Origin of the sequence: Helicobacter sp. WB40 (genome assembly GCF_027859275.1) — a bacterium.
Classification (GTDB): Bacteria; Campylobacterota; Campylobacteria; order Campylobacterales; family Helicobacteraceae; genus Helicobacter_D; species Helicobacter_D ibis.
The window spans coordinates 1-25,320 of record NZ_JAQHXS010000007.1; the positions used below are offsets into that span (position 1 = coordinate 1).

The 25,320-nt window shown below is 31.0% G+C and carries 30 protein-coding genes; 13 read left to right on the forward strand and 17 right to left on the reverse strand.

Going from position 1 to position 25,320, the window contains the following annotated elements; translation table 11 throughout:
- The first annotated feature begins 124 nt into the window (after positions 1-124).
- Positions 125-469, forward strand: a complete 345-nt coding sequence (yedF, locus tag PF022_RS06025) for a sulfurtransferase-like selenium metabolism protein YedF (protein WP_271020563.1) — start codon at positions 125-127, stop codon at positions 467-469.
- On the opposite strand, the gene PF022_RS06030 is transcribed toward yedF, so the two are convergent.
- A complete protein-coding gene (locus PF022_RS06030) occupies positions 466-1,668 on the reverse strand; it encodes a 2,3,4,5-tetrahydropyridine-2,6-carboxylate N-succinyltransferase (RefSeq protein ID WP_271023178.1) in 1,203 nt (400 codons plus the stop codon). The two genes, yedF and PF022_RS06030, sit on opposite strands and share 4 nt — an antisense overlap.
- A gap of 96 nt (positions 1,669-1,764) precedes the next feature.
- Here PF022_RS06030 and PF022_RS06035 point away from each other — a divergent pair, with 96 nt between their 5' ends.
- The gene (locus PF022_RS06035) at positions 1,765-2,139 is read left to right on the forward strand and encodes a hypothetical protein (protein WP_271020565.1); all 375 of its coding nucleotides are present in this window, start codon (positions 1,765-1,767) and stop codon (positions 2,137-2,139) included.
- Between the two features lies 1 nt (position 2,140).
- Here the strand turns inward: PF022_RS06035 and hisG are convergent, their stop codons facing one another.
- The 10 genes from hisG to PF022_RS06085 all read right to left on the reverse strand — a co-directional run bounded on the left by hisG (position 2,141) and on the right by PF022_RS06085 (position 9,422).
- Positions 2,141-2,746 carry an ATP phosphoribosyltransferase gene (gene hisG, locus PF022_RS06040; protein ID WP_271020566.1) on the reverse strand — a complete coding sequence of 202 codons (606 nt, stop codon included), beginning with the start codon at positions 2,744-2,746 and terminating at the stop codon, positions 2,141-2,143.
- Positions 2,743-3,381, reverse strand: coding sequence for a type III pantothenate kinase (locus PF022_RS06045; protein WP_271020567.1), 639 nt, complete (start codon positions 3,379-3,381; stop codon positions 2,743-2,745). The genes hisG and PF022_RS06045 overlap by 4 nt, the downstream gene beginning before the upstream one ends.
- A gap of 8 nt (positions 3,382-3,389) precedes the next feature.
- Positions 3,390-4,394: a hypothetical protein gene (locus PF022_RS06050; RefSeq protein ID WP_271020568.1), complete on the reverse strand. Its 1,005-nt coding sequence runs from the start codon at positions 4,392-4,394 to the stop codon at positions 3,390-3,392.
- The gene (locus PF022_RS06055; RefSeq protein WP_271020569.1) at positions 4,381-4,971 is read right to left on the reverse strand and encodes a tetratricopeptide repeat protein; all 591 of its coding nucleotides are present in this window, start codon (positions 4,969-4,971) and stop codon (positions 4,381-4,383) included. The genes PF022_RS06050 and PF022_RS06055 overlap by 14 nt, the downstream gene beginning before the upstream one ends.
- 10 nt (positions 4,972-4,981) lie before the next feature.
- Positions 4,982-5,413 (reverse strand): dUTP diphosphatase, encoded by a 432-nt coding sequence (gene dut, locus PF022_RS06060; protein WP_271020570.1) that lies wholly within the window; start codon positions 5,411-5,413, stop codon positions 4,982-4,984.
- An 8-nt stretch (positions 5,414-5,421) separates the two neighbouring features.
- A complete protein-coding gene (gene greA / locus PF022_RS06065) occupies positions 5,422-5,892 on the reverse strand; it encodes a transcription elongation factor GreA (RefSeq protein ID WP_271020987.1) in 471 nt (156 codons plus the stop codon).
- A gap of 61 nt (positions 5,893-5,953) precedes the next feature.
- Positions 5,954-7,054 carry a lipid-A-disaccharide synthase gene (gene lpxB / locus PF022_RS06070; RefSeq protein WP_271020571.1) on the reverse strand — a complete coding sequence of 367 codons (1,101 nt, stop codon included), beginning with the start codon at positions 7,052-7,054 and terminating at the stop codon, positions 5,954-5,956.
- Positions 7,047-7,616, reverse strand: coding sequence for a hypothetical protein (locus tag PF022_RS06075; protein WP_271023180.1), 570 nt, complete (start codon positions 7,614-7,616; stop codon positions 7,047-7,049). Before PF022_RS06075 ends, lpxB begins: the two co-directional genes overlap by 8 nt.
- Positions 7,613-8,203 carry an NUDIX domain-containing protein gene (locus tag PF022_RS06080; RefSeq protein ID WP_271023183.1) on the reverse strand — a complete coding sequence of 197 codons (591 nt, stop codon included), beginning with the start codon at positions 8,201-8,203 and terminating at the stop codon, positions 7,613-7,615. The genes PF022_RS06075 and PF022_RS06080 overlap by 4 nt, the downstream gene beginning before the upstream one ends.
- Position 8,204: 1 nt before the next feature.
- The gene (locus tag PF022_RS06085; RefSeq protein WP_271023186.1) at positions 8,205-9,422 is read right to left on the reverse strand and encodes a peptidoglycan DD-metalloendopeptidase family protein; all 1,218 of its coding nucleotides are present in this window, start codon (positions 9,420-9,422) and stop codon (positions 8,205-8,207) included.
- A gap of 135 nt (positions 9,423-9,557) precedes the next feature.
- Between PF022_RS06085 and PF022_RS06090 the strand changes: the two genes are divergently transcribed.
- Genes PF022_RS06090 through flgK form a run of 4 tightly spaced genes read left to right on the forward strand, consistent with a single transcriptional unit; the run spans position 9,558 to position 12,369 of the window.
- Complete coding sequence (locus PF022_RS06090) at positions 9,558-9,752, forward strand: hypothetical protein (RefSeq protein ID WP_271023189.1); 195 nt, start codon at positions 9,558-9,560, stop codon at positions 9,750-9,752.
- Between the two features lie 59 nt (positions 9,753-9,811).
- Positions 9,812-10,045 carry a flagellar biosynthesis anti-sigma factor FlgM gene (locus tag PF022_RS06095; RefSeq protein WP_271020576.1) on the forward strand — a complete coding sequence of 78 codons (234 nt, stop codon included), beginning with the start codon at positions 9,812-9,814 and terminating at the stop codon, positions 10,043-10,045.
- A 32-nt stretch (positions 10,046-10,077) separates the two neighbouring features.
- Complete coding sequence (locus PF022_RS06100; protein ID WP_271020577.1) at positions 10,078-10,533, forward strand: hypothetical protein; 456 nt, start codon at positions 10,078-10,080, stop codon at positions 10,531-10,533.
- Between the two features lie 9 nt (positions 10,534-10,542).
- On the forward strand, positions 10,543-12,369 hold the full coding sequence (gene flgK / locus PF022_RS06105; RefSeq protein ID WP_271020578.1) for a flagellar hook-associated protein FlgK: 1,827 nt from the start codon (positions 10,543-10,545) through the stop codon (positions 12,367-12,369).
- Here the strand turns inward: flgK and PF022_RS06110 are convergent, their stop codons facing one another.
- From PF022_RS06110 to recR, 4 genes are read right to left on the reverse strand one after another with little or no spacing between them, the layout of a single operon-like run.
- A complete protein-coding gene (locus PF022_RS06110) occupies positions 12,370-13,131 on the reverse strand; it encodes a TIGR02757 family protein (protein WP_271020579.1) in 762 nt (253 codons plus the stop codon).
- Between the two features lie 28 nt (positions 13,132-13,159).
- Positions 13,160-13,825, reverse strand: coding sequence for a hypothetical protein (locus tag PF022_RS06115; RefSeq protein ID WP_271020580.1), 666 nt, complete (start codon positions 13,823-13,825; stop codon positions 13,160-13,162).
- Between the two features lie 52 nt (positions 13,826-13,877).
- A complete protein-coding gene (locus PF022_RS06120; protein WP_271020581.1) occupies positions 13,878-15,074 on the reverse strand; it encodes a potassium/proton antiporter in 1,197 nt (398 codons plus the stop codon).
- Positions 15,071-15,643, reverse strand: a complete 573-nt coding sequence (gene recR / locus PF022_RS06125; protein WP_271020582.1) for a recombination mediator RecR — start codon at positions 15,641-15,643, stop codon at positions 15,071-15,073. Before recR ends, PF022_RS06120 begins: the two co-directional genes overlap by 4 nt.
- Before the next feature lie 90 nt (positions 15,644-15,733).
- Between recR and dnaJ the strand changes: the two genes are divergently transcribed.
- The gene (gene dnaJ, locus PF022_RS06130) at positions 15,734-16,852 is read left to right on the forward strand and encodes a molecular chaperone DnaJ (protein ID WP_271020583.1); all 1,119 of its coding nucleotides are present in this window, start codon (positions 15,734-15,736) and stop codon (positions 16,850-16,852) included.
- Here dnaJ and PF022_RS06135 read toward each other — a convergent pair.
- A complete protein-coding gene (locus tag PF022_RS06135) occupies positions 16,842-17,387 on the reverse strand; it encodes a hypothetical protein (RefSeq protein WP_271020584.1) in 546 nt (181 codons plus the stop codon). The two genes, dnaJ and PF022_RS06135, sit on opposite strands and share 11 nt — an antisense overlap.
- Before the next feature lie 91 nt (positions 17,388-17,478).
- On the opposite strand from PF022_RS06135, the gene PF022_RS06140 reads away from it, so the two are divergent.
- From PF022_RS06140 to PF022_RS06165, 6 genes are read left to right on the forward strand one after another with little or no spacing between them, the layout of a single operon-like run.
- The gene (locus tag PF022_RS06140) at positions 17,479-19,146 is read left to right on the forward strand and encodes an extracellular solute-binding protein (protein ID WP_271020585.1); all 1,668 of its coding nucleotides are present in this window, start codon (positions 17,479-17,481) and stop codon (positions 19,144-19,146) included.
- Positions 19,139-19,672, forward strand: coding sequence for a thermonuclease family protein (locus PF022_RS06145; RefSeq protein ID WP_271020586.1), 534 nt, complete (start codon positions 19,139-19,141; stop codon positions 19,670-19,672). Before PF022_RS06140 ends, PF022_RS06145 begins: the two co-directional genes overlap by 8 nt.
- Before the next feature lie 10 nt (positions 19,673-19,682).
- Entirely contained in the window at positions 19,683-20,981 is a 1,299-nt protein-coding gene (locus tag PF022_RS06150) for a hypothetical protein (RefSeq protein WP_271023190.1), read from the forward strand.
- 59 nt (positions 20,982-21,040) lie between these two features.
- Positions 21,041-22,150, forward strand: a complete 1,110-nt coding sequence (locus tag PF022_RS06155) for a UDP-galactopyranose mutase (protein ID WP_271023193.1) — start codon at positions 21,041-21,043, stop codon at positions 22,148-22,150.
- Positions 22,150-23,547 (forward strand): hypothetical protein, encoded by a 1,398-nt coding sequence (locus PF022_RS06160; RefSeq protein WP_271023195.1) that lies wholly within the window; start codon positions 22,150-22,152, stop codon positions 23,545-23,547. The genes PF022_RS06155 and PF022_RS06160 overlap by 1 nt, the downstream gene beginning before the upstream one ends.
- A gap of 2 nt (positions 23,548-23,549) precedes the next feature.
- Positions 23,550-24,791, forward strand: a complete 1,242-nt coding sequence (locus PF022_RS06165; protein WP_271020591.1) for a glycosyltransferase family 2 protein — start codon at positions 23,550-23,552, stop codon at positions 24,789-24,791.
- Positions 24,792-24,794: 3 nt separating this feature from the next.
- On the opposite strand, the gene PF022_RS06170 is transcribed toward PF022_RS06165, so the two are convergent.
- Positions 24,795-25,256: a GlcG/HbpS family heme-binding protein gene (locus tag PF022_RS06170; RefSeq protein ID WP_271020592.1), complete on the reverse strand. Its 462-nt coding sequence runs from the start codon at positions 25,254-25,256 to the stop codon at positions 24,795-24,797.
- Positions 25,257-25,320: the final 64 nt, after the last annotated feature.

A 25,320-nucleotide genomic window follows, 5' to 3' on the forward strand; every position in this document is an offset into this window, starting at 1 on the left:
GGTGTAACTCAAATAAATGAAGCAGTAGCTCAATTAGAATCTGTAACACAAGATAATGTAATTGTTGCTAATGATACTAGTAGCGTAGCTCAAGAAGTTAATAATATAGCACAGGAGATTTTAAATGACATCAATAAGAAAAAATACTAATATTCTATTAAAAGATGATGTGATAGGAGAGAGAGGGGAATTAGGAGAGAAACTTTTGCTTGGTGTAATATCCAATGTTAAAGAGTGTGATATTGTGCCAAGTAATATTTTTCTCATAAATCGCGCTGTATTTCTAAGTACTACAAATGAAAATGCAATTTATTCTTTAAAAGAATTACATAATATAGGAGTTAAGATATTTTCTTGTGGGACCTGTTTAGATTTTTTTAATCTTAGAGATAAATTGCAAGTAGGTGAGGTTGGTAATGCTAAGGATATACTAGAAGCACTCCTTAGCCAAGATAGTATCACTCTTTAGTGTAAATTTGCATTTAGCTCGATTTTGCGATTCGAGCGGAATGCTATCATTTCGCCTGTTTTTGAATTACATCTAAAGTGTATCCCATTTTTCCCTGATAATTCTCTTCCTTTATAGATTCCTTCTTCTTTTATCTCAAAGTTTGGGTTTATTTCTTTTATTTTTTCTGCTTCTTCTTTTGTGATTTTAAATATTGTCCCAGCTAGTATTGCAATCCCTCCATCTACAATACAACCATCTCCTAGACTAATTCCAGTAGAGCTATTTACGCCTAAAAGACAATTTTTGCCTATGCTTATTGGATCATTATTACCACCGCTTAGCACTCCTAAAATACTAGCACCTCCACCTACATCACTGCCTTCACCTACAATTACACTAGATGAGATTCTTCCTTCATTCATACAAGCACCCATTGCACCAGCGTTGAAATTAACATAACTAGCACCCGGCATTTGTGTATAACCACCAGTTCCAAGATATGCACCAAAGCGAGTTTTTGCTGTATCAAGTAACCTTATATTGTCATATTGAGGGATTACTTGCATTAGGTATCTTGGGAATTTATCTACAAAGTCTATAATTGGAAATTCGCCACGCATTTTTAGAGAGATTTCATTTTCTCTTAGCCATTCTAGTTCAAATGGTGTGTTTCCGCTCCATGCTACATTGCTTAGTAACCCAAAGATTCCATCTAGTTGCAGACTTCTTAGTGGAGCTTTACCTAAAGATAGGGCTAGAAGCTTCATATATGCAGATTCTACGCTTTTGCACACTTCATCTTTATATATTGCACAAAATCTATATCTAAAATCTCCAGTTTGTGTATATAATCTCCCATCGTTTAACGCTCTTTGTAGCTCTAGTATTACAGCTACATTTTTGTGTGAGTTTGGATTTTCTTGTGTTTCTTTTATATATGGTGCAAAAGTCTCTAACGCTTCAAGCACAAACTCTTCAGTGATACCAAATACAAGCTCACTATCACTATTTTCTAATATTTCGCATTTATCTTTTAGATTCCAAAATATTGCATAGCTTCCGAAGTTTTCTCCCCAGTTTAGCACAGGGTATGTAGCTTGTAATACTTTATTGCTTAAAATCCCAACATCAGCATAGCATATACCAAAGGCTAGTGGTGCTTTGTAGTCGTTTTTGTTTTGTATTTCCTTCACTTTTTGTTCAAACATTGTTTTCATAGAATCTCCTTAATTGTATTTTTTGATTATAGCTACAAAAGTATAGTAATTAAATAAAAAAATAACTATAATATTTGTATGCAAAGTGGTGATTATTTGGTAGTTTTTATTATTTTATTTGTTATTTTATTGTTGTTTGTTTGGCTTGTTTTTGCATTTTTGCATACCAAAACTTCTAAGAAACAGACAATTATAAAAGATTATTCAGCACATGAGATTTTGGAGTTAGTAAAGGATTCTAACAATAGCTTATCTGCCTTAGAGGAGTATTCTAAAATTGCAAAAGCACACTATCATAGATATATGGGTGAGATTAGCGATTTTGATTTGGAGTTTGTTGTTGTTTTGAGTGCTCATAAGCATGTAAATGCAAAGCTAATTTTAGAGGTTGAAAGATATTTTAAAGTAGAAAATCCAAATAGAGCTACACTTTTAGATAATGCACTTGGAGCGGGATTAAAAAAGAGATAGATTAATTTGGTTTGAAAAATTCTTGTATTTTTAGTATTTCGTCCTTTTTTGTATAAAAGCTATTTTCATTTGCTACTAAATATGCGCTAACCTCCATTATTACTTCATCTATTTTTAGATTATTTTGCTCTATGGTGCTACCAGTCTCAACAATATCTACGATTCCATCGGCTAAATTTACAAGTGGTGCTAATTCAATAGAGCCATATAGTTTGATAATATCAACACTTAGTGCCTTTTTAGCAAAGTATGATTTTGCTATATTTTCCATTTTTGTGGCTATTTTTAGATTCGGCTTTGAGAAGTCTAGTTTTGAATCTTTTGGAGAACCTATTATTATTTTGCATTTGCCAAACTCCAAATCAAGCAGTCTTATTATATGTCTTTGTTGTTCTTCTAATACATCTAGCCCAACTATGCCTATATCTGCGACTTGTCTTTCTATATATATGGGTATATCTTGGTTTCTTATTAGCATAAATGTGAAATTTTTTGTTTGTAAAATTAGTTTTCTATCTTCAAATTCTAGTTTTTCTTGTGTTAGAGATTCAAAAATTTCTAAAGCTTGTGTTCCTATCCTGCCTTTTGGGAGTGCGACTTTAATCATAGCGTTACACCTTTGTTTATTATTTTTGATTCGATTGTGTTTTGCATTCCTTTGAAAATTAATAAATCATCATAAATACAATCTTTAAAGAATCTAGATAAAAACTTGCCATCTCCACCGGTGAAGTATATTTTTTTGTTTTTGGAAGTATTTTTTATCATTAATATTATTGACTTTAGTGTCCCAAAGCTAACTGCATCTCTAGTGTTTTGTGGAAACATATCCAAATCTATTGCTAAGTTTAAATCGCAATCAAGCACAGAAATGGCACTAAATAGCTTTCTATATTGTGCTAAACCGGGCATTATATAGCCACCAAGATGGATTCCATCTTGCATAATATCAATTGTAATTGCACTTCCTGCATCTACTATTACACCATCTTTTATTGCATTGCATGCTGCAATTCTATCTATACCTAAGCCCTTGTATGTAGTATCAATGCTTAAAAGTGGGGTAAGGTCAAAACATCTAGGGTGTGAGTGCAGGAGAGATTGTGTTGATTGCTCATTGACGCTTATGAAAATTATAATTTCATTAGCGTCTTTTTGTGATAGCTTATCTTTTGATTCTTTCCAGATTCTACCGCGATAATAAAAGTGCAAAAATGAATTGCCAATATCGCATAGAATCATTTTTAAACCTATTTGATTTCAAATACTTGATCGCCAACGAAGATTCTATCTGTGCCAGAAAATACAGGAACATCTATGGCATCAGGTAATTTTAATATTTTATAATCTGATAAATCATCTTCTAGGATAATTAAATATCCTCTAGTCTCCAAAACCATAATATGTTGTCCATGATTTGCAGCAGTGAAGTGAGCAAACGGGAATTTTAACCTTTTTATTTCATTTAAATCCACATCGGTTAGGATTACCTCACCTTCTGAAGTGAATAAAAAGATTCTATCGCTAAAGAATAAAACATCTTTTAAGTTTGCATCAAATGTATTAATAACCGTTGGACTTACAGATATTACTCTCTTTGGAGTAGCGGCTACCATTCTATTGTTTATAGCTTCTAGGAATATTACATTATTGAAGTGTTTTTCACCATTTACAACTATATTTCTTATTATTTGCATTTTGTTTCTATCAACTATTACAAGCTTGCCATCTAAAGTAGGCACAACTATAATGTCTCCTAAGAAATATGGAGAAGCAATTAGAGTGTTGTTTGTAGGTGCTGGGGCACTATCTAGTTTATAAATAACTTTTTCTTGTTCTAAATCATATATTACAAATGTGTTGTTATCAAAAATTGCTACTATTAGATTCTTATCTATTGATGCACTTACGGGATTACCTTCTAAATGTACAAATAAAGCCTTTCTAGTATCTTTGTGAAATAAAAATAGCTTATTATCACCCGTGCTTGCTATATAATATTCTTCTGATTGGTTTAGATACCTTGCACCTTCTGGTAATACTACATTTGGAACTTGTGAGTATTTTGTGATAAATTGTCTATTATCAAGCGTTGCACCATTTCTTGTAACAGAAATAATATCATCAGGCAAACTACCCATATATGCTACTTCACCTGCTATTTCTTCTTCTTTTGGCTCAAAGTAAAACTTCGAACCACAACCGCTTAAAATTGCACCTAGCATGATTATTAATGTGATTTTACTTAGTTGCATTTGTTTCTCCTTTTATGCTTAAATGTTCTAGTTCTTTTGCAATTTCTTTCACAAATGAATCATCTGGTATTTGCTCTAGAATAGTCTTTGCTTCATTTGTATTTTTTTCTTGTATATTTAGTAGCGCTAATTGCAGTTTTGCAAAGTCAATGGTACTATTTTCTAGCTCTGTTTTGTTTTTGTCTAGACTTGCACTTTGATATTCTGCAAATTTTGCCAATATAGCAACTTTGGAATCTTTTAATTTATTTAATATCTCTGTATCACCTTCTTTTACTGCTTTTTGAAAGAGATATAAATCATATAGACTGCTTTTCGATTCTTCTAGTTTTGCTATTGCTTCTTTGTTTTCCTGTAATGCTAAGGTATATAAACTAGATAGTTCTTGCTGTTTGTTTTCTTTATAATATGAGTTTGCAGTATATCCTATCGTAAATACTATTGTTGCCACAATTATTGCTATTAGAGGCATTTTGTATTTTTTTAAAATGCTCTCTAGCCTAAATACACCTTCTAACATCTTTTCATTGCTATCTATTTCTTCTTTTATGTATCCTAAACCTTTTTTAAAGTCCAAATTATTCTCCTTATATTCCTGTGCTACCAAAGCCACCACTACCACGCTTTGTTCTGCTTAGAAATTTTGTTTCTTTTAATTTTGCTCTTTTTACTTTACATAAGACTGCTTGTGCGATTCTATCACCAGCTTTTACTTCAAAGTCTTCATCACCTAAATTAATGGCAATTACTTGAATCTCGCCACGATAATCACTATCTATTGTGCCGGGAGTATTAAGAATAGTAATACCATGTTTTAGTGCAAGTCCGCTTCTAGGTCTTATTTGAACCTCATATTTTTTGCTAAAGCTAAAAGATAGTCCAGTTTTTATTAAAGCCCATTTACCTGCTTTTATTGTAATATCAACGCTAGAACACAAATCAAATCCCGCTGCACCTTCGCTTTGATAGATTGGCATTGTTGCGTTTTTGTCTAATTGCTTTATTTTTATTGTAGCCATGCAATCCCTTAAAAGTTTATTTCTCTAAAGCATACTTCTATAATTTCATAGTCTATTGTGCCTTTTGGGAGAGTAACGCTTATCTCATCGCCGGCTACTTTGCCTATTAGTTGTTTTGCTAGTGGTGAGTGATATGAGATTAGTCCTTTATCTGGGTTGCTTTCAGTAGCACCTACTATCGTGTAGCTAACTTTTGCTTCTGTGTCCATGTCTTCTAGTATAATAGTTGAGCCAAAGCCTACTTTATCATGTGATATTGTTTTTGGATCTATTACCCTAGCTTCTGCTACTAGTTGTGTTAACTCGTTAATTCTAGCGTCTAAGAATAGTTGTCGCTCTCTTGCTGCATGATATTCAGCATTTTCTTTTAAATCTCCATGTTCTCTAGCTTCATCTATTTCTCTAATGTTTTTTGGTCTTTCTATTTCTTTTAGATTTTTTAATTCGGCTAATAACTTATCATAGCCATATTGTGTCATAGGTTGCACGATAATTCTCCATAGCAAGATTCATTAATTATACTAATATACATTTAAAACACTACTTATTTTTATAAAAATTTTGTAATTTATTTGTGCATATTTTTGCACTACCATGTTCTAAATAACTAATTAAAGATTCTTTTTCTTTAAAAAATTTATCATAGTCAAAATTATAATAAGCATCAAGTAAGCATTGTGCATCAAAAAACTGCAAGAATTCAGGGTGTATTGGTGCTTGTATGTTTGTGTTGTTTATGCTTTTATGATATTTATAGCTTAAAAAAATATTTGCCAATCCTACAAATTTGAGCTTTACTAATGATCTGGCAATTAAAAAATCAAGCACTCTAGTCTTATATGCTAATATCGTAGGAATCCCTAAAAGTGTCGTCTCTAGCGTTGCAGTTCCGCTACATACAAAGGCAAACTCACATTCTTTTAATGCAGTATATGGATCAAATGATATTTCTATATTGTCTATTTCTCCATATATTTTGTTTAAATCTCTATTTTGGAAGCTTTTTGGGGCAATTAGTATAAACTTTTTGTTTGGAATCTTTTGGCTTACTTCTTTAAAAATTGAAAACAAGTTTTTGATTTCTCCTTTGCGTGAGCCGGGCATTAGAGCTATTTTGTTTGTATTTTGTTTATTTGTATTTGAGTATGGTATTTCATCTAAGAGAGGATGTCCTACATAGGATATATTTGAATCTTGTGGATAATAGTCTTTTTCAAAAGGTATTATCCCCCATAGCTCATCACATAGTTTGCTTAAAAGTTTTGCTCTATATCTTTTCCACGCCCATACTTGTGGGAGTATGTAGTATATTATTTTTGTATTTGTTTTATTTTGCATGTTTTTTATAATAGGTATATTAAATGATGAGGAATCTATAAAGATAGCGACATCACACTTTGTTGCTAGGTTTGTTAGTTGGTTTTTTATTTTAAAATATTTTGGTATTAGCTTTATAATCCCACTAAAACCCATAATTCTAAAGTCATTTGGTGAGAATTGGCTTTTTTTGTTTATTATTTTTTCATCAAAGATTCCGAAAATTTCAAAATCTAGGTTTGAATCTTTTAGTGATTGTATTAGTTTTAATGCGTGTATATTGGCTGAATATTCAATAGCAGAGATGAAGATTTTTTTAGACATTTTTGATTTGTGAAATTTCTTCTCTTAGAGATTCTGAAATTTTTTGTAAAGTTTTTAGCATTGTCTGAAATATTTTTAGTTGGTCATATAAATTTTGTGCTAATTCAAGCTTCACATAAGGTTTTGCAGGGTTTGCTAGAAGCTTTTGGTGTTGTTTATATGATATTTCTAGTTTTTGTTCTGTGATTATTTCGCCTGGTAGTTCTATTTTTATACTATTTAGTGTTGTTTGTATGCTGTTTTGGATTTTTTCTAGTGCTTTGATATTTATTGTTTGATCTTTGATTATTGGTTGTGTTGGAGCATTATTTATATCATTTTCTTTTTGTGTAATTAGAGATTCTAGTTCTTTGTTTTTTTCTTCTAATTCTTTATTTTGTGCAAGTAACATTGCATTTTTTGCAGAAATTTCGTTAAATGTTTCAATTATTTGCTCTTTGTCTTCTTTTAGTTTTTCAAATTCTTCGTTGAATTTCTTTTTCTCACTTTCAAAGATTTCATATATTTGCCAAACTTCTTTTATCTCGTCTAATTTTTTTACTAATGTTTTTAATTCAGTCATTTTACATTCTCCAAAAACCATAGCACAGCAAACATCGCTCCAGAAGTCTTAGGATATGATTTATCAAATATAAAATTTCTTACTTCTTGCTTCTTTATAAAAATAATTTCTATATTTTCATCATCGATTCCGCCACCATTATTAACCTTCATGCCATCATCAATAATTGCATAAAATAGCACCTGTTTGCTTCCAGCAAAACCAACCGCAGTGTAAAATTCTGTGATTTCATTTATGTTATCTAGCTTTACATCATATCCGCATTCTTCTAGGATTTCTTCTTTTGCGGTTTGTTTGGCTGACTTTTCTTTATCCATTAGCCCAGCACATAGCTCATATGTATATCCGCATTCTTGGTGCGTAGAATCTCTGTGTTCTTTTAAATACACAGCAGGTCTAAATTGTTTTACAAAAATAAATGAATCTTTATCTTTGTGGTATAGAAGTGTTGCAACACTATTATGGACTTCTATAATATCCCATACTCTTCTCTTGCCATTATCTTTGAAAATCATTCTTATTGGATTTATATACTTAGAATCCTCGCATTTATCAAACTTTATGTCTGTTATATTTTTTGGTTTCATTTTAGTTTATACTATTTGAGCTATTGTTTTGATTTAGATATACCACATATGATGTATCTTTGCTTTTAAAGATTTCGCTTGTTGTGTTATTAGCTATATTGCTATCAAGTTTGTTTTTATATGAATTTGCAATAACTAAAAATTCTTCTTTTTCTTTTTCTTTTAGTTTTGAGGTGGCTATTTTTAAGTATTTTTGAGGATTTACTGCATTACCATTTTTGTATAATCCAAAGTGCAAGTGAGGTCCTGTGCTAAGTCCTGTGCTTCCGACACTTCCTATTTTTCTACCTTGTGCTACATACATTCCTGTCTTTATGCTTTTATCTATTTTGTGCATATGTCCATATAGAGTTCTGTATCCATCATCATGTTGGATTATTACGGTATTTCCATATCCGCCTTTTTTGCCTGCAAATATTACTTTTCCTTTGCCTGCAGCATATATTGGTGTATGTCTTGGGGCTGCATAGTCAGTGCCTAAGTGCGGTCTTTTGTATCCTAGTATTGGGTGCTTTCTCCCAGATGAGAAGTGAGAAGAGATTCGTTTATATGTTAGTGGAACGGTTAGTAGATATTTGCTTAGGCTATTTCCTTTTAGGTCGTAGAAGTTGCCGTCTTGGTGCTTTATTATGTATTTGTTTTCGTCTTTAAGGTTAATTGTTGCAGCTTTTATATTTGGACTTCCATAATATTTGCCTAGTCTGTATTTTCTTTCATATATTATTGCTATTTTATTGTCTTTTTGAATCTGTCTTTTAAAATCAACACTACTTCTAAAGCCTGAAATAAAATATGACGCTAGTAAATTATCTCCAGTGTATTTTGTAATATCTTCATAGACTGAAGATTCTATTGGCAATGATACTTCCATAGTCTCGCTAAAATGAGCTACTGGTATGCTCTGCATTCCATATGTATCGCCTTTTTTAAAGATATGCAGTTGCAAATCTTCGTTTATTGGTATTAGTGCTTGGATTAGTGTGTTACCATCATGTAGTGTGTAGAATGTCTGTCCGCTCATTATTTCATCGGCTAATTCTTTATCTTCTACTGGGAGATTGTAATATACCTTTTGTGGAATTTTATTTTTTTCAAAAAATGTAAGTAGTGTTTGTCCATTTTCCCATTTTGATTCACTAAGTGAGGCAGCAAATAGAGTTTGATTTGCAAAAAACAGAGACATTAAAATACCGCATGTAAAAGATAAAAATTTATTCATATCAAAAAGCCTTGAGATAATTTTGGACATAAAAGCCTAAATTGTAGCATAAATTAAGTGGTTTTAGGACTAAATATAAATTTATGATAAGTATTTTTGTGATATATTTGTTTGTAAATTGCTTAAGGATTTGTGGTGAAAGATTGGTTTATACCTTCAATTGGATTTGGTTTATTTGTATATTTTATGCTTTTTGTAATTCTTTATACAATAAAGATAGGTGGTCCAAATGTATCATTGCACACTCAAAGCAAATACACGCCACAACCAAAGAACGATACAGAAAAATTTTTACAAGATGTTTCAAAGAGTGTAAGAGAATCTTTTTAGTTAAGTTTTTTGTAAAAATGTCGATATAGTGTTTAAGTAATTTATTAAGGAGATAGATTATGATTAGCAATTTGATGAGCAATTCTAGCTTCTCAAGTGCTGTAAATCAGGCTAATAACAAGAATAATGTTCAACAAAATGGAAGGGTTGAACAATCAGATTCTGAAAAAAAGGCTGATAGCACAAAGGGTAGCTCAAGAGTAGATGATATTAAAAAAGCAATAGCTGATGGTAGTTATAAAATTGACTTAAGGGGGAGTGCTGAAAAGATGGCACAAGATTTGCTTAGCTAAGGAATAAAACCTTAAAAATAGGAGTTATTCCAATGTCTTTGCAACTCTTACAAGATGCATTAGAGGATGTAAAAGCTCTAATAGCTATAACCCAACAAGATATAGATGATATTTTAGTAGCAAACAATGACGCTATATTTAGTAGAATCCAACATAAAGAGGAGCTAACAACCTCCTTTATAAGAAAAAAAGACGCCTATGCTAAGAGCATTGAAGATAAGCTAAAGCAATACTATCCAAATGCTACTATCGCGGATTTAACATATGAAGATAAGCAAAAGTTATTAGGCGAAGGTGCTAGTGAATTTACTGCAGAATTACATGATAGATTATCAGAATTAAAACAACTTAATTATCGTTTTGGAAGAATGTCATTAGCGGTTTCTGAGCTATATGATTCTATGCTAAAAAACATAGTGCCAGTAGAGGAGAGGGGCTATAAGAAAAGTCATCTTGGTAGCTCATCTTTACTTGCAGCTGAAGTGTAAGGTTGCAACATGGGCGGAATCTTATCATCTTTAAATACTCCATATACAGGAATCACCGGTCATCAAGTGATGGTTGATACGGTGAGTAATAATATTGCAAATGCTAATAATAGTTTTTATTCAAGGCAAGTAGTAAGAAGTGCAGCAGAAACTCCGCTATGGAGGCAAAACTACGCACTAGGACAGGGACTTGATATTGTAACTGTAGAACGTGTGCATAATGAATATACTTATTCAAGATATAAACAAGCCTCTATGGATAAGACTTATTATGATACTAGTTTTAAGGCATTAAGAGAGGCTTCATCTTTTTATCCAGAAATTGATGGTGTTGGTGTGTATAATGATTTACAAAATTACTTTAATGCTTGGAAATCACTAGCTACAAAATCAGGTGATCCAGCGTTAAAAAATACATTAGCAGAACACACAAATACTCTAACTCAAAACATACAGGACACTAGAAATAGACTTGTTGATTTGCAAAAAAAGCTAAATGAAGAAATGGCTGTTGCGGTAAAAGAGGTAAATAGATTAGGTGAGCAAATAGCAACAATAAATAAGCAAATCGCAGAATATGAACGCAAAGATATGAATAAAAAAGCTAATGACTTGCGTGATTTAAGAGACCAATATGAGTATGAATTAAATAATCTAATAGGTTGTGATGTATTTAAACAAAATATCGAAGGTAGTGCAGCTACTGATAAGGGCATTGCAGATTTTGATGATGATTATACGCTAACAGTTGGTGGTAGAGCATTGGTTGATGGTTCTACATTTCACCCATTAACACTAGATAATACGCAAAGCCCAAATGGAATGTATACCATTAAGTATCTAAGAGGGGATCATAAAGAGTTTAATTTGACAAATGATCTTACAGGTGGCAAGATAGGTGCTATTTTGGATTTGATACGAAGCGATGAAATGATTGGTTGTAATGGGAATCTTGGTAAGTTACAAAATTATATTAATGACCTTGATACATTTGCAAATGGATTTATAGAAGCTACAAATAATATTTATGCACAAAGTGCAAGACCGGGTGCTCAAAGTGATCAGCTAACTATAAACGCAGGTGATGCACTAATTAATAGTGGTTATAATGTAAAAAGAGGCTCTTTTGATGTTGTGATATACAACAAAGATGGCGAGGCAATGGGCACTAGAACGGTAAAGATTGATATAGATACCACTATGAATGATGTTATCGCTCAACTAAATGCAAATGTAGATGATAATGGTGATGGTGATGCGACAAATGACTTTGATGATATGTTTGTAGCGACATTTAACAATCATACAAAACAATTTGAAATATCACCTAAGAATCCTAGCATGGAGTTATATATATCAATACAAGATAAAGGGACAAATTTTGCCGGTGCATTGGGCGTGAATAGATTCTTAGGTGGCAGAGATGCACAGACTATAGAGTTAGCAGAGCCTTATAAGAGTGATCCTACATTAATTAGGTCTTATAAAGAACCAGTTGGTGGTAACTTTGATATTGCAAATATGATGCAACAATTACAATACGACAAAATCACATTTAATGGACATGGCGGAGAGGAATATTCAGAGACTATTAGTGGATTTTTTAATTTTATAGCATCAAGAGTTGCATCAGAGACTGAAGCTACACAAACAACTATGCAAACCAAACAAGCTGTGTATGTAGCTGTGCAAAATGAGTATAAAATGGAATCTGAAGTATCAATCGATGATGAGCTTGTAAATTTGATTAGATTCCAAAGTGGTTATGGTGCAAACGCAAAAATGGTAACTGCTATTGATGAGATGATAACCACTCTTTTGGGTATGAAGCAATAGTTAGGATTCTAAAAGTCCTAGCTGTCCTATTCTATATAGTGCAAAGTCATATTTTACTGGATCATTAGAATCAAACTCTCTTAGTGTGTTTGTTGCTTCTAATGCTGCTTTTATATCATATGTTTTTCTCTTTAAGATTCCTAATTTTTGTGAAATTTTGAATGTATGCACATCAAGTGGTAATATTAAATCACTCTTTTTTACATCGCTCCATCTGCCTAAATCTACATTATCATTTCTAACTAACCATCTTAAAAACATATTCCATCTCTTTAGTGGAGAGCTACTATCCGTATTTCCTATTAAAAATTTTAATCCATCACTTTGTATGCTTATATTTTTGTATATTGCCTCTTGCATAGCTTTAATCCCGCTAAGAGTTGAATCTTTTTTATATGCTTTATAAAAAATATCATGCAAATTATCTATTTTACAAAGAGCTTTTATGAATATTTCTACATCATTTGCAGTTTGGAATCTATATACTTTGTATTGCTGATTTTTATCTATTTTGTTGTTTTGTAGCTCTGTTAGTGGAGATGATTTTAGGAATTTTAAAATAGCTCTAACATTACCATATGCAAACAATGCACAAAATAGGGCAACTTTATCGCTAGAAAATTCCCTTGCTACTCCAAGAGGATCTGGCAGAGATTCGCTTATGCTATGTTTGTTGTTAAATATTTTGTATTGTTCTTCTAGCAGTTTGTGTAGTTGTGTTTTGTTAAGTTGTGTTTTTATGTTTATTTTGTCGTATTCCATTTTGTTTCCTACAATGGACCAAAGTCCATTAAAATAGGAAATTATATCCTAAAAAGAAATTTGTGCTTGAAGTATCGCTTAAATCTAGTGATGATTTTGTAGGAGCGTTATTTACTGCTATTTCTCCACTCTCTACACCTAAATCTAGCTTTCTTGCTTGGATTCCAAATTCTATCTCACCAGCACCTGTGTTATATAAGAATCCTCCCTTTACTCCATATGTAGTGCCCATAAAATCAAGCCCACCCATAGAGCTATCATTAATAGTAAAGCTACCAGAATCAAAACTTGCCATAACAACGCCTACATTTAAACCAAGTAGCAATCTTAGATTTTGTGTGTTTGGCACTAGTGGAGTTATAGCATAGCCAAGTGTTAGGAGCTGATGTGAGAACCCATGCTTCTTTAAGAATTGCTCATAATTTAATAAAAGCCTATGATTTTCGCTAAGCAAATAACCAACTTGCACACCAAAACCTATTGGAGTTTCTTTTAAGGAGTGCTTTTGAGATTCAAAGCCTTCTATGCTTAAAGTAGAATCTGAACTAACTCTACCAACCATAGAATATACACCAACTAGCTTATTCTTCCTATCAGTATATAGTGGGCTATATGAGTTTGCACCTTGATTGTAAGCATATAAAGTGCTAATAAGCATACAAGAGAGTAATAATGCAGATAATATCCTTTTCATAATAACGAATCCTTTCATTTTGTTTGGATTCCTACTAGCAAAAATAATTCCATTATTCCACTAAATTTAATTTTTTTGCCATAAAAGATAGACTCATGCCTTGAACTAACACTGAAATTAGCACCATAAAAAATACTATATTAAACATACTATGAGCACTTTGCAAACCATATGTATATGGGTAGGTTGCCAGAATAATTGGCACTGCTCCTCTAAGCCCAACCCATGAAATATATATTTTTTCTTTTGTGTTGTATTTGCTTTTTATTAGTGTTGCAAATATGCTAAATGGTCTTGCAAATACGATTAGTATAAAGGTTAATATCAAGCTCTCTAGTGCTACACTCTTTAAATCTGAAGGGAACACCAATAATCCAAGCAACAAAAATACTAAAACTTGCATTAGCCATGCAATGGAATCATGAAATGAAGTGATGTTTTGCTTGTTAGGAAATTCATAGCTATTAGTTAAGATACCTGCTATATATATGCTTAAATATCCATTTCCACCAAGTGCAACTGATAATCCAAAGATTATAAAAACCCAACTAATGCTTATTAGAGGATATAAGCCACTTTGCGAGAGATTTATTTTGTTGCATATCTTTGGGAATAAATATCCACATAGGATTCCTAATGCTCCACCTATTGCAAATTGTTTGATAAAGTAAATAATCCAATCTACAATCGTATTTTCATCTGGCATAAAAATTAATTGCAAAATTGCTATTGATAGGAATATCGCCATAGGATCATTGCTACCAGATTCAAGCTCTAGTAGTTCTCCTATATTGTTTTTTAGTTTTATTGTTTTGCTTCTTAGAATCATAAATACTGCTGCAGCATCTGTAGAAGATATAATAGCACCTAAGAGCATGGATTCTAAAAATGTAAAATCTAGCAATAGATAAATAAAACAAGCCATAACAAGCATGGTTAGCACAACACCTATTGTAGCTAGTGCAATTCCATGTGATATAATCGGCTTTATATCTTTAAATGCTGTTGATAATCCGCCAGAATATAATATAAAAATTAGTGCAATAGTGCTTATAATTTGCGTTAGCGTTGGATTGTCAAACTCTATGCCACCTATGCCATCGCTACCAAGAAGCATTCCTATGCCTAAAAACACAAGCAATAAAGGCACTCCTATTTTATCTGATATTTTGCTTGCATATGTGCTAAAGAAAAGCACAAATCCTATTATTACTATGTATATATGCAGATTATTTGCTATTTCTATCATACTTTTATCCTAGCTTGTAAAGAGCGTATAAGAGATAGCTGATCGACATTTTCTAGGCTCACTCCTGTTGGGATTCCTTGTGCTATTTTGCTAAATGTAATCCCTAAGTGAGATAGTTTATCTTCTAAAAACAACATAATCCCATCACTGCCTAAAGATGGGGTTAGAGCAAAAATTATTTCTTTTATATTATTGTTTGTTATTTTTATTTCTAGTTGCTTTATGTTTGTATCTTTGATGTCTGATATTACAAAGTATTTTCCGCTAAATTCTCCACTATCTTCTAATAAAAATATATCTTTTGCATTTGCTACTATACATAATTCTCCATTATTTCTTGAATCATCATTACAAATATCACATATATAAGAATCGCTAACGCCAAAGCATTCTTCGCACACTTGCAAGTCTTGGACGCATTCTTCTATGTTGTGTGCTAAGTTTATCGCACTAAATTTATCTTCAAAGGCTAGAAAATATGCAAGTCTTATTGCTGATTTTCTTCCTATGCTTGGTAATTTTTCTAAAGATTCTATTAGTTTTTTAAAGTTTTCAGGATATGAATTCATTTATAGTTATAGCCTAAATTTTTTGGAAAGTTTAACATAAAATTAGCTAGAATTTGCAGTTTGTTTATAAAGATAATTAGGAGATTTTTTTTGGAAGAATTTGATTATTATGAAGTCCTAGAAATTTCTAGAAATGCTAGTGGTGATGAGGTAAAAAAAGCATATAGAAAAATGGCTCTAAAATATCACCCAGATAGGAATCCAGACAATAAAGAGGCTGAAGAAAAATTTAAACAAGTCAATGAAGCATATCAAATATTAAGTGATTCACAAAAAAGAAAAATATATGACACATATGGCAAGAGAGGCTTAGAAAATAGTGGCGTAGGCTTTGAAGGTGGAGATATTTTTGATATTTTTAATTCCGTGTTTGGTGGTTTTGGCGGTTTTGGAGCAGACTTTGGCAGAAGAACAAAGAGAGAAAGCTATAGTTATTCAAGCGATATAGTCTTAGAGATTCATCTACCATTTAGCGAAGCTATTTTTGGGGTTAAAAAAACAATAGATATAAAATATAAAGTAGCATGTGAATCTTGTAAAGCAACAGGTGCAAAAGATGGGAAGCTAGAAACTTGCAAGGCTTGTAATGGAAGCGGTAGAGAGACTTTTACACAAAGCTTTATGACATTTGCACAAACATGTTCTAAATGTGGTGGTAGTGGCACAAAAGTAGCCGATAAATGTCCAAAATGTAGCGGTAAGGGATATAAAGAAGAGAAAGATAGCTTTGAAGTTCAAATCCCAGAAGGTGTAGATACTGGAAATCAAATAAGAGTGGCAAAGCGTGGTAACCAAATGCCAGATGGAACTAGAGGAGATTTATACTTAGAAATAATAGTGCAAGAAGATGAGCATTTTATAAGACATCATAGTGATGTTTATTTGGAAGTTCCAGTTATTTTTAGTCTTGTTATGCTAGGTGGGACAATAAAGATTCCAGCATTAAGAAAAGAATTAGAATTAAAAATACCAAAAGGCGTGAAAGATAAGCAACAATTTGTTTTTCATGGAGAGGGTATTAAGAGTGTAAAGAGTGGTAGATATGGGAATTTTATCGCAGTTGTAAAAATAACATACCCACAAGAATTAAATGAGCATCAACAAAAGCTAGTGCAAGAATTGCATGAATCTTTTGGCTATGAGCATTCAAAGCCAATTAACTGCTTTGAAGGCTTGTTTGATAGAATTAAAAGTTGGTTTAAGCAATAAGGACGCTTAAACCACCAACTATTGTGCTTATTACAATACCTGCTATTATTGTTAGAATTTGCTTTTCTCTATTTTTCTTTATATTTACTAAAGTTATCATTACTCCAGAGAAATACAACAAAAACATGGTTATTCCAAATCCTATTGCTAAAACATCAAAATACCATTTAGCCTTTGCTTTATGAAGCATTATTAAGTTTCCTATAAATGAACGCTCTATGGTAGTTATATTATAAGAATCTTCTGCTTTTTTTTCTAATGTTGCAGAATAGTGAGCACTACCAACAATGAGTTTTCCTTCTTTCTCTTTGATTTCTCCAACTTTTGGTAATGCTATGTTGTTTTCCTTAAAATACTTTAGCATACTTTCTATTTCTTTGCCTTTTGTAGCATTGTGCATGGTGTATGTATTTTTTGTAGCACCATAATTTTGGTCTATGCCACTTATGTATAATATTCCTGTTAGTGCATACATTAACGCAAGTGGTAAGAAAAATAAACTAAGATAAATATGAATATTCCTAAAAGTCTTCATAAAATCCTCCCTAAAAATAATTCGTTAAATTATATTGTTTTATATTAAGAGTTTGTGAAGTTTAGGATAGAATTTTAATTTTGGAGTATATATGAAATTATTATTTATTTTGTTGCCATTATTTATTTATGCAGATACTTTTAGTAGCGATTCTTATGCACCATTTGGAGAAGTAAAATATAAGAGTTTCAAGCATTTTGATTATGTTGATGTAAATGCTAAACAAGGAGGTGTTGTAAGAAGGAGTGCATTAGGAGAGTTTGATAGTTTTTATGATGTTAATTCAAGTGCAAATGTATTTGATACGAAGCTTGTTTTTGATTCATTATTGATTCGATCTTTAGATGAGCCATATAGTGCTTATGGTCTTTTAGCTAAGCAAATACAAGTAGATTCTAACAATAACTTTGTGATTTTTCATTTGGATAAGAGTGCTAAATTTAATGATGGAAAGGAAGTTAGTGCCTTTGATGTTGAATTTAGCTATAAGTATTTTTCACAATTACCAAATTATAAAGAGTTATATAGTGATGTTTTGGAGGTTATAGTAGTAGATAAATATACAATTAGATTCAATTTTAAAAATCCAAAAAATAAAGAAATAATCCTAACTTTAGGAGATATGCCAATACTGCCAAAGCATTATTATGAAAGTATAGATACAACAAAAGATAAGCTAAAGATTCCTCTTGGAAGCGGTGCATATGTAATAGAGAGTTTTATAAAAGGAGAACTAGTTATATATAGAAGAGTTGATAATTATTGGGCTAAAAATCACAAAACTAGGATTGGATATTTTAATTTTGACAAAATAATATATAAGTTTTATAAAAATAATAAGGAATCTCTAGTTGGATTTAAAAATAAAGAATATGATTATCGATTGGAAAAAAGCGTAAAAAATTGGGAAGAGGGATATGGTAGAGATGATATAAAAAAAGAGGAATTTTTGCATTTAACACCAATTGTTATGCAAGGCTTTATCTTTAATACAAGAAAAGAGATTTTTAAGGACATACAATTAAGAAAAGCGATAAATTACGCATTTGACTTTGATAAAAGCAATAAAAGAATTAATAGCTATTTTTTGAGAACTGATTTTCAAAGTGTTGGGTTACCAGTTGGGAGAGAGTTAGAAATTTTAGAAAACTTTAGAAATAAACTTAGTGATGATGTTTTTAATAAAAGCTTTATTGTTCCTAGCAAGAGCAATGTAAATGAGGCTATGAATCTTTTAAAAAATTCTGGTTATGTTATGAAAAATGGTAGGTTATTTGATGATAGAAATAATGCTGTCTCTTTTGAGATATTACTTAATGGAGATAGTTTTTTGCAGTTTAGCAAGAATCTACAAAATAGTCTAAAAAAATTGGGAATCACAACAGAAATAAAAATCGTCTCAAACGAAGAATATAAAAAGAGAAAGTCGAACTTTGATTATGATATGATAGTTGATAGTTTTGATTATAGAAATGGCATTAAACAAAGGCTATTTTGGGATATAAATGGGACATTTAATTATAGTGGTGCTAATAGTGAGGTTATAAATTATTTTTTATCACAAATTGAATCTAGTGATGATTATAATGAATTAGTGGTATTATTTAGGGGGTTAGATAGAGTGTTGTTGTGGTCATACTATGTTATACCTTATTTTTATACAGATACTTTTAAGGTTGCATTTTACAATGGATTATCCCACCCTAAAATCACTCCAACTTATGATGTTGGGTTTGAAACATGGTGGGTAAATGAGTAGAATCTTTTTTGTATTTTTGTTGGTGCTTAATTTATATGCATATACCATACCACCTGTTACTACTTCTGTGATATTAAAGTATATTTATGCACCAACTTTGTTTAGTGTTTATGCTAAAGATTATGGAATGTTGTATTGTCAGTTGTATGGCATTGCTATGGTTAGTCAAAGTTTTAAGTCCGAAAATTGTGAAGTTTCTCCAAGGGCTGTTAAAGAAATGCGACACTTTGCATTAACTTATACTCAAAATACTATTTTTCTAGAACAACAATATAGAATAGGATATAAAAATGGTTGGTGTTTTTTGCAAAATGGTGGGAAGTTTTTTAATGCCCAACTTGTTGAAAATGGATATGCTGTTGTCCAGTATTTTGACATAAGTGAGCCAAAGATTATTGAAGATTTGGAGGTTTTAGAAAATATCGCCAAAACAAATAAAAGAGGTCTATGGAGAGAATGGGAGCAAGAAATGGAATGTTTAAAGAGTGCATTAAGAGGTATAGCACGAGAGATGATAGAAGAGTAGGGAGAGTGTGATGAAAAAATATGTATATCCAAAAGGTATAGCTGGAGAATTATTAGGTCAAATGGTATCATATGTGTATGATTGTGAGGTTTGTTTTATAGATGATAGTTGTATTGATACTTCTCTAGAAAGTTTTAAACATGAGCTTACAGCAAATGGTGAGACTATATTTCTAGCATGGGATAAACGCTCTACTTTAAATGATAGCACAGCAAGGATTTTGATTAATAAATTAAATATATATGGTATTAAATATCATTATGATTCTTTTTTTATGATATCTAAAATGACTGCTAACAAACTTTATAATCAAATTAAGAGCAAAAAATGGGATAAAGTAGTGGCAATAGAGGTCTCTGGAATGGCAAATGATAAGCATATAGGTTTTTTAGATGATTGTTTAATGAGCAATGATATAAAAATACTATATTTGTGTGGTACAAATTTGGCATATAATAGAGTGATTAATAAAATCAAAACCAATAACTTAGCAGAAGTTGCATTTGCTGTTTGTATGCCATGCTATTATTTGGAGTTAATAGATTTTGTAAGATGTATCACAAAAGTGTCATGGACATACAAAAATAATTATATTCCTACCATTTGTATAGGTCATTCTTTAAGTGATTTTTCAAATATTAACTTAGATTTGTATTCTAAAAATTTTGATTATTTATGTATTTCTGGTAAGTGTTATATGCCTAATAATTCTGTGGGGGGGGGGGATTTAGTAACTCCTATTTGTAGTGGTTATTTGGGTTTTGATAATTTGGTGTTTAGAATGTATGGTGGTGATATAAATTATAACTTAGAGATAAAAAATAGTGTGCTATTTGCACCATACAATAAAAGTGAATTTGATTTATTTGTACCACTTATAAACGAGGTTCTACCTTTTTATAGAGTTATTTTGCGCTCTAGAATGGTTTGTGAGAAGGGTTTTTGGGATTCTATTTATGATATTTTTGAAAAACCAATCAAGGAAGGTTTGCTAGTTATTGATGATTCTGGTGAAATTTCAGAATATACATATTTTCAAAGTTTTGTTCTTGTCTGTGGGGCTACGACTTCTAAATTTACATTTCCATTATTGAGTGGCTCACCTTGTATGGTTATTGGTGATTTTAAGATAGATTCTAGCTTAGGTTTTGTTTTAGAAGATTCTAAATTTTTAGAAAATATACACAAAATTTATGAAAATAAATATGAATGGTGTAAAAAAATAACAGAACACAGAGAATATGAGATTTATAATTTTGGTAATGCTAGTGAGTATCTTTCAAATTTTATACTAGACAATATAATCTAGCTATATTTAAGTAAAATTTAATAGAATTATAAATTTATTTTACAATCAAAGGACAGGTTATGAAAAAAGCTTTAGTAGTGGGGGGGGGGTTTGCTGGTTGTGTTATAGCTCACTTTCTCAAAAATAAGAACTTCAAAGTAGAGATTCTAGAGGGTAGTAATGTTCTGGGTGGTGGTTGTAGAACATTTTTTTACCATGGACATCCATATACTTATGGTCCTCACCATTTGCTTGTAGATGTGGGAAATACATCTGTAATAGATTTTTTTAATCAATTTTTAAATATGCGTGAAATTAAGCACTATATGCTAACTTTTGTGGCAAGTGATAGGGAGTTTTATTCATATCCTCCACATATTGATGATATAGCTTTAATGCCAGATAGAGATAAGATTCAAAAAGAGCTTGAAAGAAGAGATCCAAATTTTAAGGCAAGTAATTTTGAAGATTTTTGGATTAATGCTATTGGTAAAACCTTGTATGATAAATTTATAAACTTCTACTCTCAAAAAATGTGGAAAATAAAGAATAATAAAGAAATTGATGTATTTGGATTTTTTGGGATTGATTCTGCAATTCAGACAGGTTCTAAACAAAGATTTGTTGGAAAAAAAGATGTACTATATCCAAAAGAGCTAGATGGATATAATAGCTTATTTGAGAAGTGTGTTGAAGGTTGTGATGTCAGATTTAATACTTATGTGGATAAATTCGAGCTTGATAAAAAGAGGGTTTATGTAAATGGTGAATACTTAAGTGCGGATGTCATTATTAATACTAGCTCTTTAGATATGGTTTTTGATTATTGTTATGGGGAGTTAAGGTATATTGGTAGGGATTTTCAAAAGATAATCTTGCCTGTTAAGTATGCTTTACCAGAGTTATATCACTTTGCACATTATGCAGATAGTGAAGAATCTTATACAAGAATTGTAGAATATAAAAAGCTAACTGGTTATGAATCTAAATACACAATGATAGGAATTGAGACACCTTCATTTAATAATAAACTTTATCCTTATCAAACAAGTGCTGATGTTGCAAAATATAAAAAATACTTAGAATTAATGCCCAATGATTGTTATACATTAGGAAGAATGGGTAGATATAGATATAGTGATATGAGTGAAATTTTGAATGATTGCTTAGAGTTAATAAAGGAAATTTGATGCTTGATATAAATATGTATAGAAATCTGGAAGAAAAGGCAAAAAGTTGTGCATATGAGTATAATTCAATTAGAAAGTATAATTTAGATATTTTTGAAAAGCATGGTTTTCCGGTTAGAATAAATACATTTCAAGGGTTATTTTCACTTTTGGATTCCATGCAAGAAAATAGGAAAAGCTTTTATATTAATGATATATTACTTGCGGGGGGGGGGGGATTTAGCAGTATGTATAACTCCCTAGTTGATGCTTGTAAAAAGTCATTGGAATTACAAGAAGTGTATTTTCAAAACAAAAGACATTTTTTGCCATTAGAAATTCTTAGTTCATCATGTGTTGTGTATCATAGATTAAAATCTATTAAGCCAAATTTTGAAAATATCTTTGAAATAGGTCCTGGAAGTAGTGGTATGAGTTATTTCTTATCTCAACATGAATCTTTGAAAGATTATAGCTATACTGATGCTTGTGAGAGTTTTTATATGCTACAGAATTTGGTTAATACACATTGCTTTAGTGGTGAATTTAAAAATTTTGCGTTGGATTTTGTAGAAGATAGTTTTTATGATCCAGAAACTAAAAGTAAAGCTATATCAACAAGACAAAAAAGAGAATTTATAGAATCTAAGCAGAATATCAAAGTCAATGCATATCCATGGTGGAAGATTAATGAGATACAAAACAAAAAGAAACATTTTGATATAATGTTATCTAATGCTAATTTGCAAGAGTTTTCTAGTGATTGTCTGCATGATTACTTGCTTTTAACTAAAGATATTTTAAAAGATGATGGAATTTTGTATGCAAATTGTCTAGGTCTTGTCTCAAATAATACACCAGAGAGTTTATTCTCTATGATATACGAGCTTGGTTTTGCTATTTATTTTTACTATAGCTTTAATAATATTTTCTATGCAAACTTAGAAAAATTAGACTTCTTAAAGAATGAAGCAATAGTACTAGCGCCTGCATGTGAGAGTGCCAAGTTTTTACTTGAAGATTTAAGTTTTGTTGATAAATTTAGTGAAATTTATCTTCTTGATGATTTTAAGGTTGGCGAAATTTGTGGCAAAAAAATAATAAATACAAAAGAGCTAGAGTTTTTAGGTATCAAAAATATTGTATTTATTGATGATAAGCTAGATTTAAAAGAGAGGTTTAAATCAAAATTTAAGAATTTTAATTTTATTGCTTTAGATTGTCGTAGGGCGATTGTTCCAAGCTTATGTCTCATAAAAGATACCCATAAAGATTATAAAAAATATAAAGATAGACAAGTTAATTTTTACAAAATGCCTTGTGGTGTAGATAGTATAGATTATCTTTATACTGGAGTATTTGATTGTGATAGATTTGATGTTTTAGAAAAATTAAAAAATGATATAAAGAAGGAATAGGAATGTTTTTGCTAGTTGTACCAACATATAATAGAGCAGAATTGTTAAAGAGATGTTTGGGCAAGATTCAAAGTCAAACTTTCAAAAATTACAGAGTTTTGGTGTTAGATGATTGCTCTAAAGATAATACAAAAGAGGTTGTAGAATCATTTTTGTCTGATGATAGGTTTAGTTATTATAAATTTGAAGTAAATAATGGACATTCGGATAAGGTAATGATGAGTGCAATATCACTTGGAATGTTAGATTCTGATTGGATTATAACTATTGCTGATGATGAATATTTTTATACAAATGATCATTTGGAAAAAGTAGCAAATATTATTTCTAAATACGATGATATAAATCTAGTAGCAGTCGAACAAGGTTATGATTATGGAGATATTCCATTGCTTGATAATGATAGGCCAAGATTGCCAGAATATTTTACTTATGATATGTTATCTTGTATCGAAAAATCAGAGCTAAGAAAGACGATAAAAAATATTTTTAAAAGAGATTTGATTATTAGTTCTGGATTTTTTGATACAGCAAAGCAAGGTGCTAATGATGTTGTATTTGAAGGGGAGGGAGGATATTTAAATTTATATCCACAAGCTAAAATGGCTTTTGTGCCAAATGTTACCCATATTTTTGGCGTAGTCCCTAGTGCTAGACGAAAATATTTGGACTTTTATATGTGGATTGTATCTGTTGGTATGACAGCATATCAAGCAAAAAACAAAGAATTGTTTTATGAGCTTTTAAAGATTCATTATTCTTCCTCGTATCCTATATTTTTAAATACATTCTTTTCGTGGGGTGGAGATGGATTGGCTTTGATGCTAAAAGATTTTTATACCCATAAAGATTTTCATAAAATAATAAGAGAAATTGCAAAGATTTACAATGATAGCTTTAAGGATAGATTTTTAGAACTCTATGAAGAGTTCAATAATAAATTACCAACTATTAATGAGAGAAATAAACTATTAGAAACTTCAACAAATATAGTGTTGTATCCAGAGAATTCATGGAGGGCACAGATACAAGACTATTTGCAACACAATGGTAAAAATATTTTGTTTGTAGCCGATGATTATAAAGAAGGATACAAAAGATATGGTGACATTTTAGAAAACAGCTCTAAAATTGATTGTGTTTTTATCACAAGTGGGCATCCAAAAATAGTTTATAATTTATTAAATAAATTGGATAAGTTTGGCATCAAGGTGGCTACACTAATATTGAAAGATGATATATAGCAATCACTTTAGAGTTTTAAGCCCAGCTTTTGCTATTTCTACATCTTCGTCTCCATGTGCTCCACCCACACCTATGCCACCAACTACAACATTATCCATTATTATTGGGAGTCCACCATCCATAATCGAGAAATTATCGTCTAGATACCTTAAATCCTCTGGAATTGATCCTTCTTTTATGCCTTTATGTATCATATGTGTTGGTCTTTTTTGAGAGGCTGCCGTGTATGCTTTTTTAAAGCTTGCTTTTACCGTGTGAACACCAGCATTATCATTTCTTACCATAGCTAATAATGCACCTGAGCTATCAACTATAGAAATGCTGACATGTTTATTTTGTTTTAGCGATTCTTTGTAAGCATTGTTTAGTATTTCTAGTGCCAATTTAGTATCTAAAAATGGTTTATACTTTGTTTGAGCAAACACGCATAAGCTAAATAACATTATTAATAATATATTTTTCACTATTATCCCCCTTGTCTTGTTGTTAGATTATACTTTAAATGATATAATTTTTCAATTTTGTTTT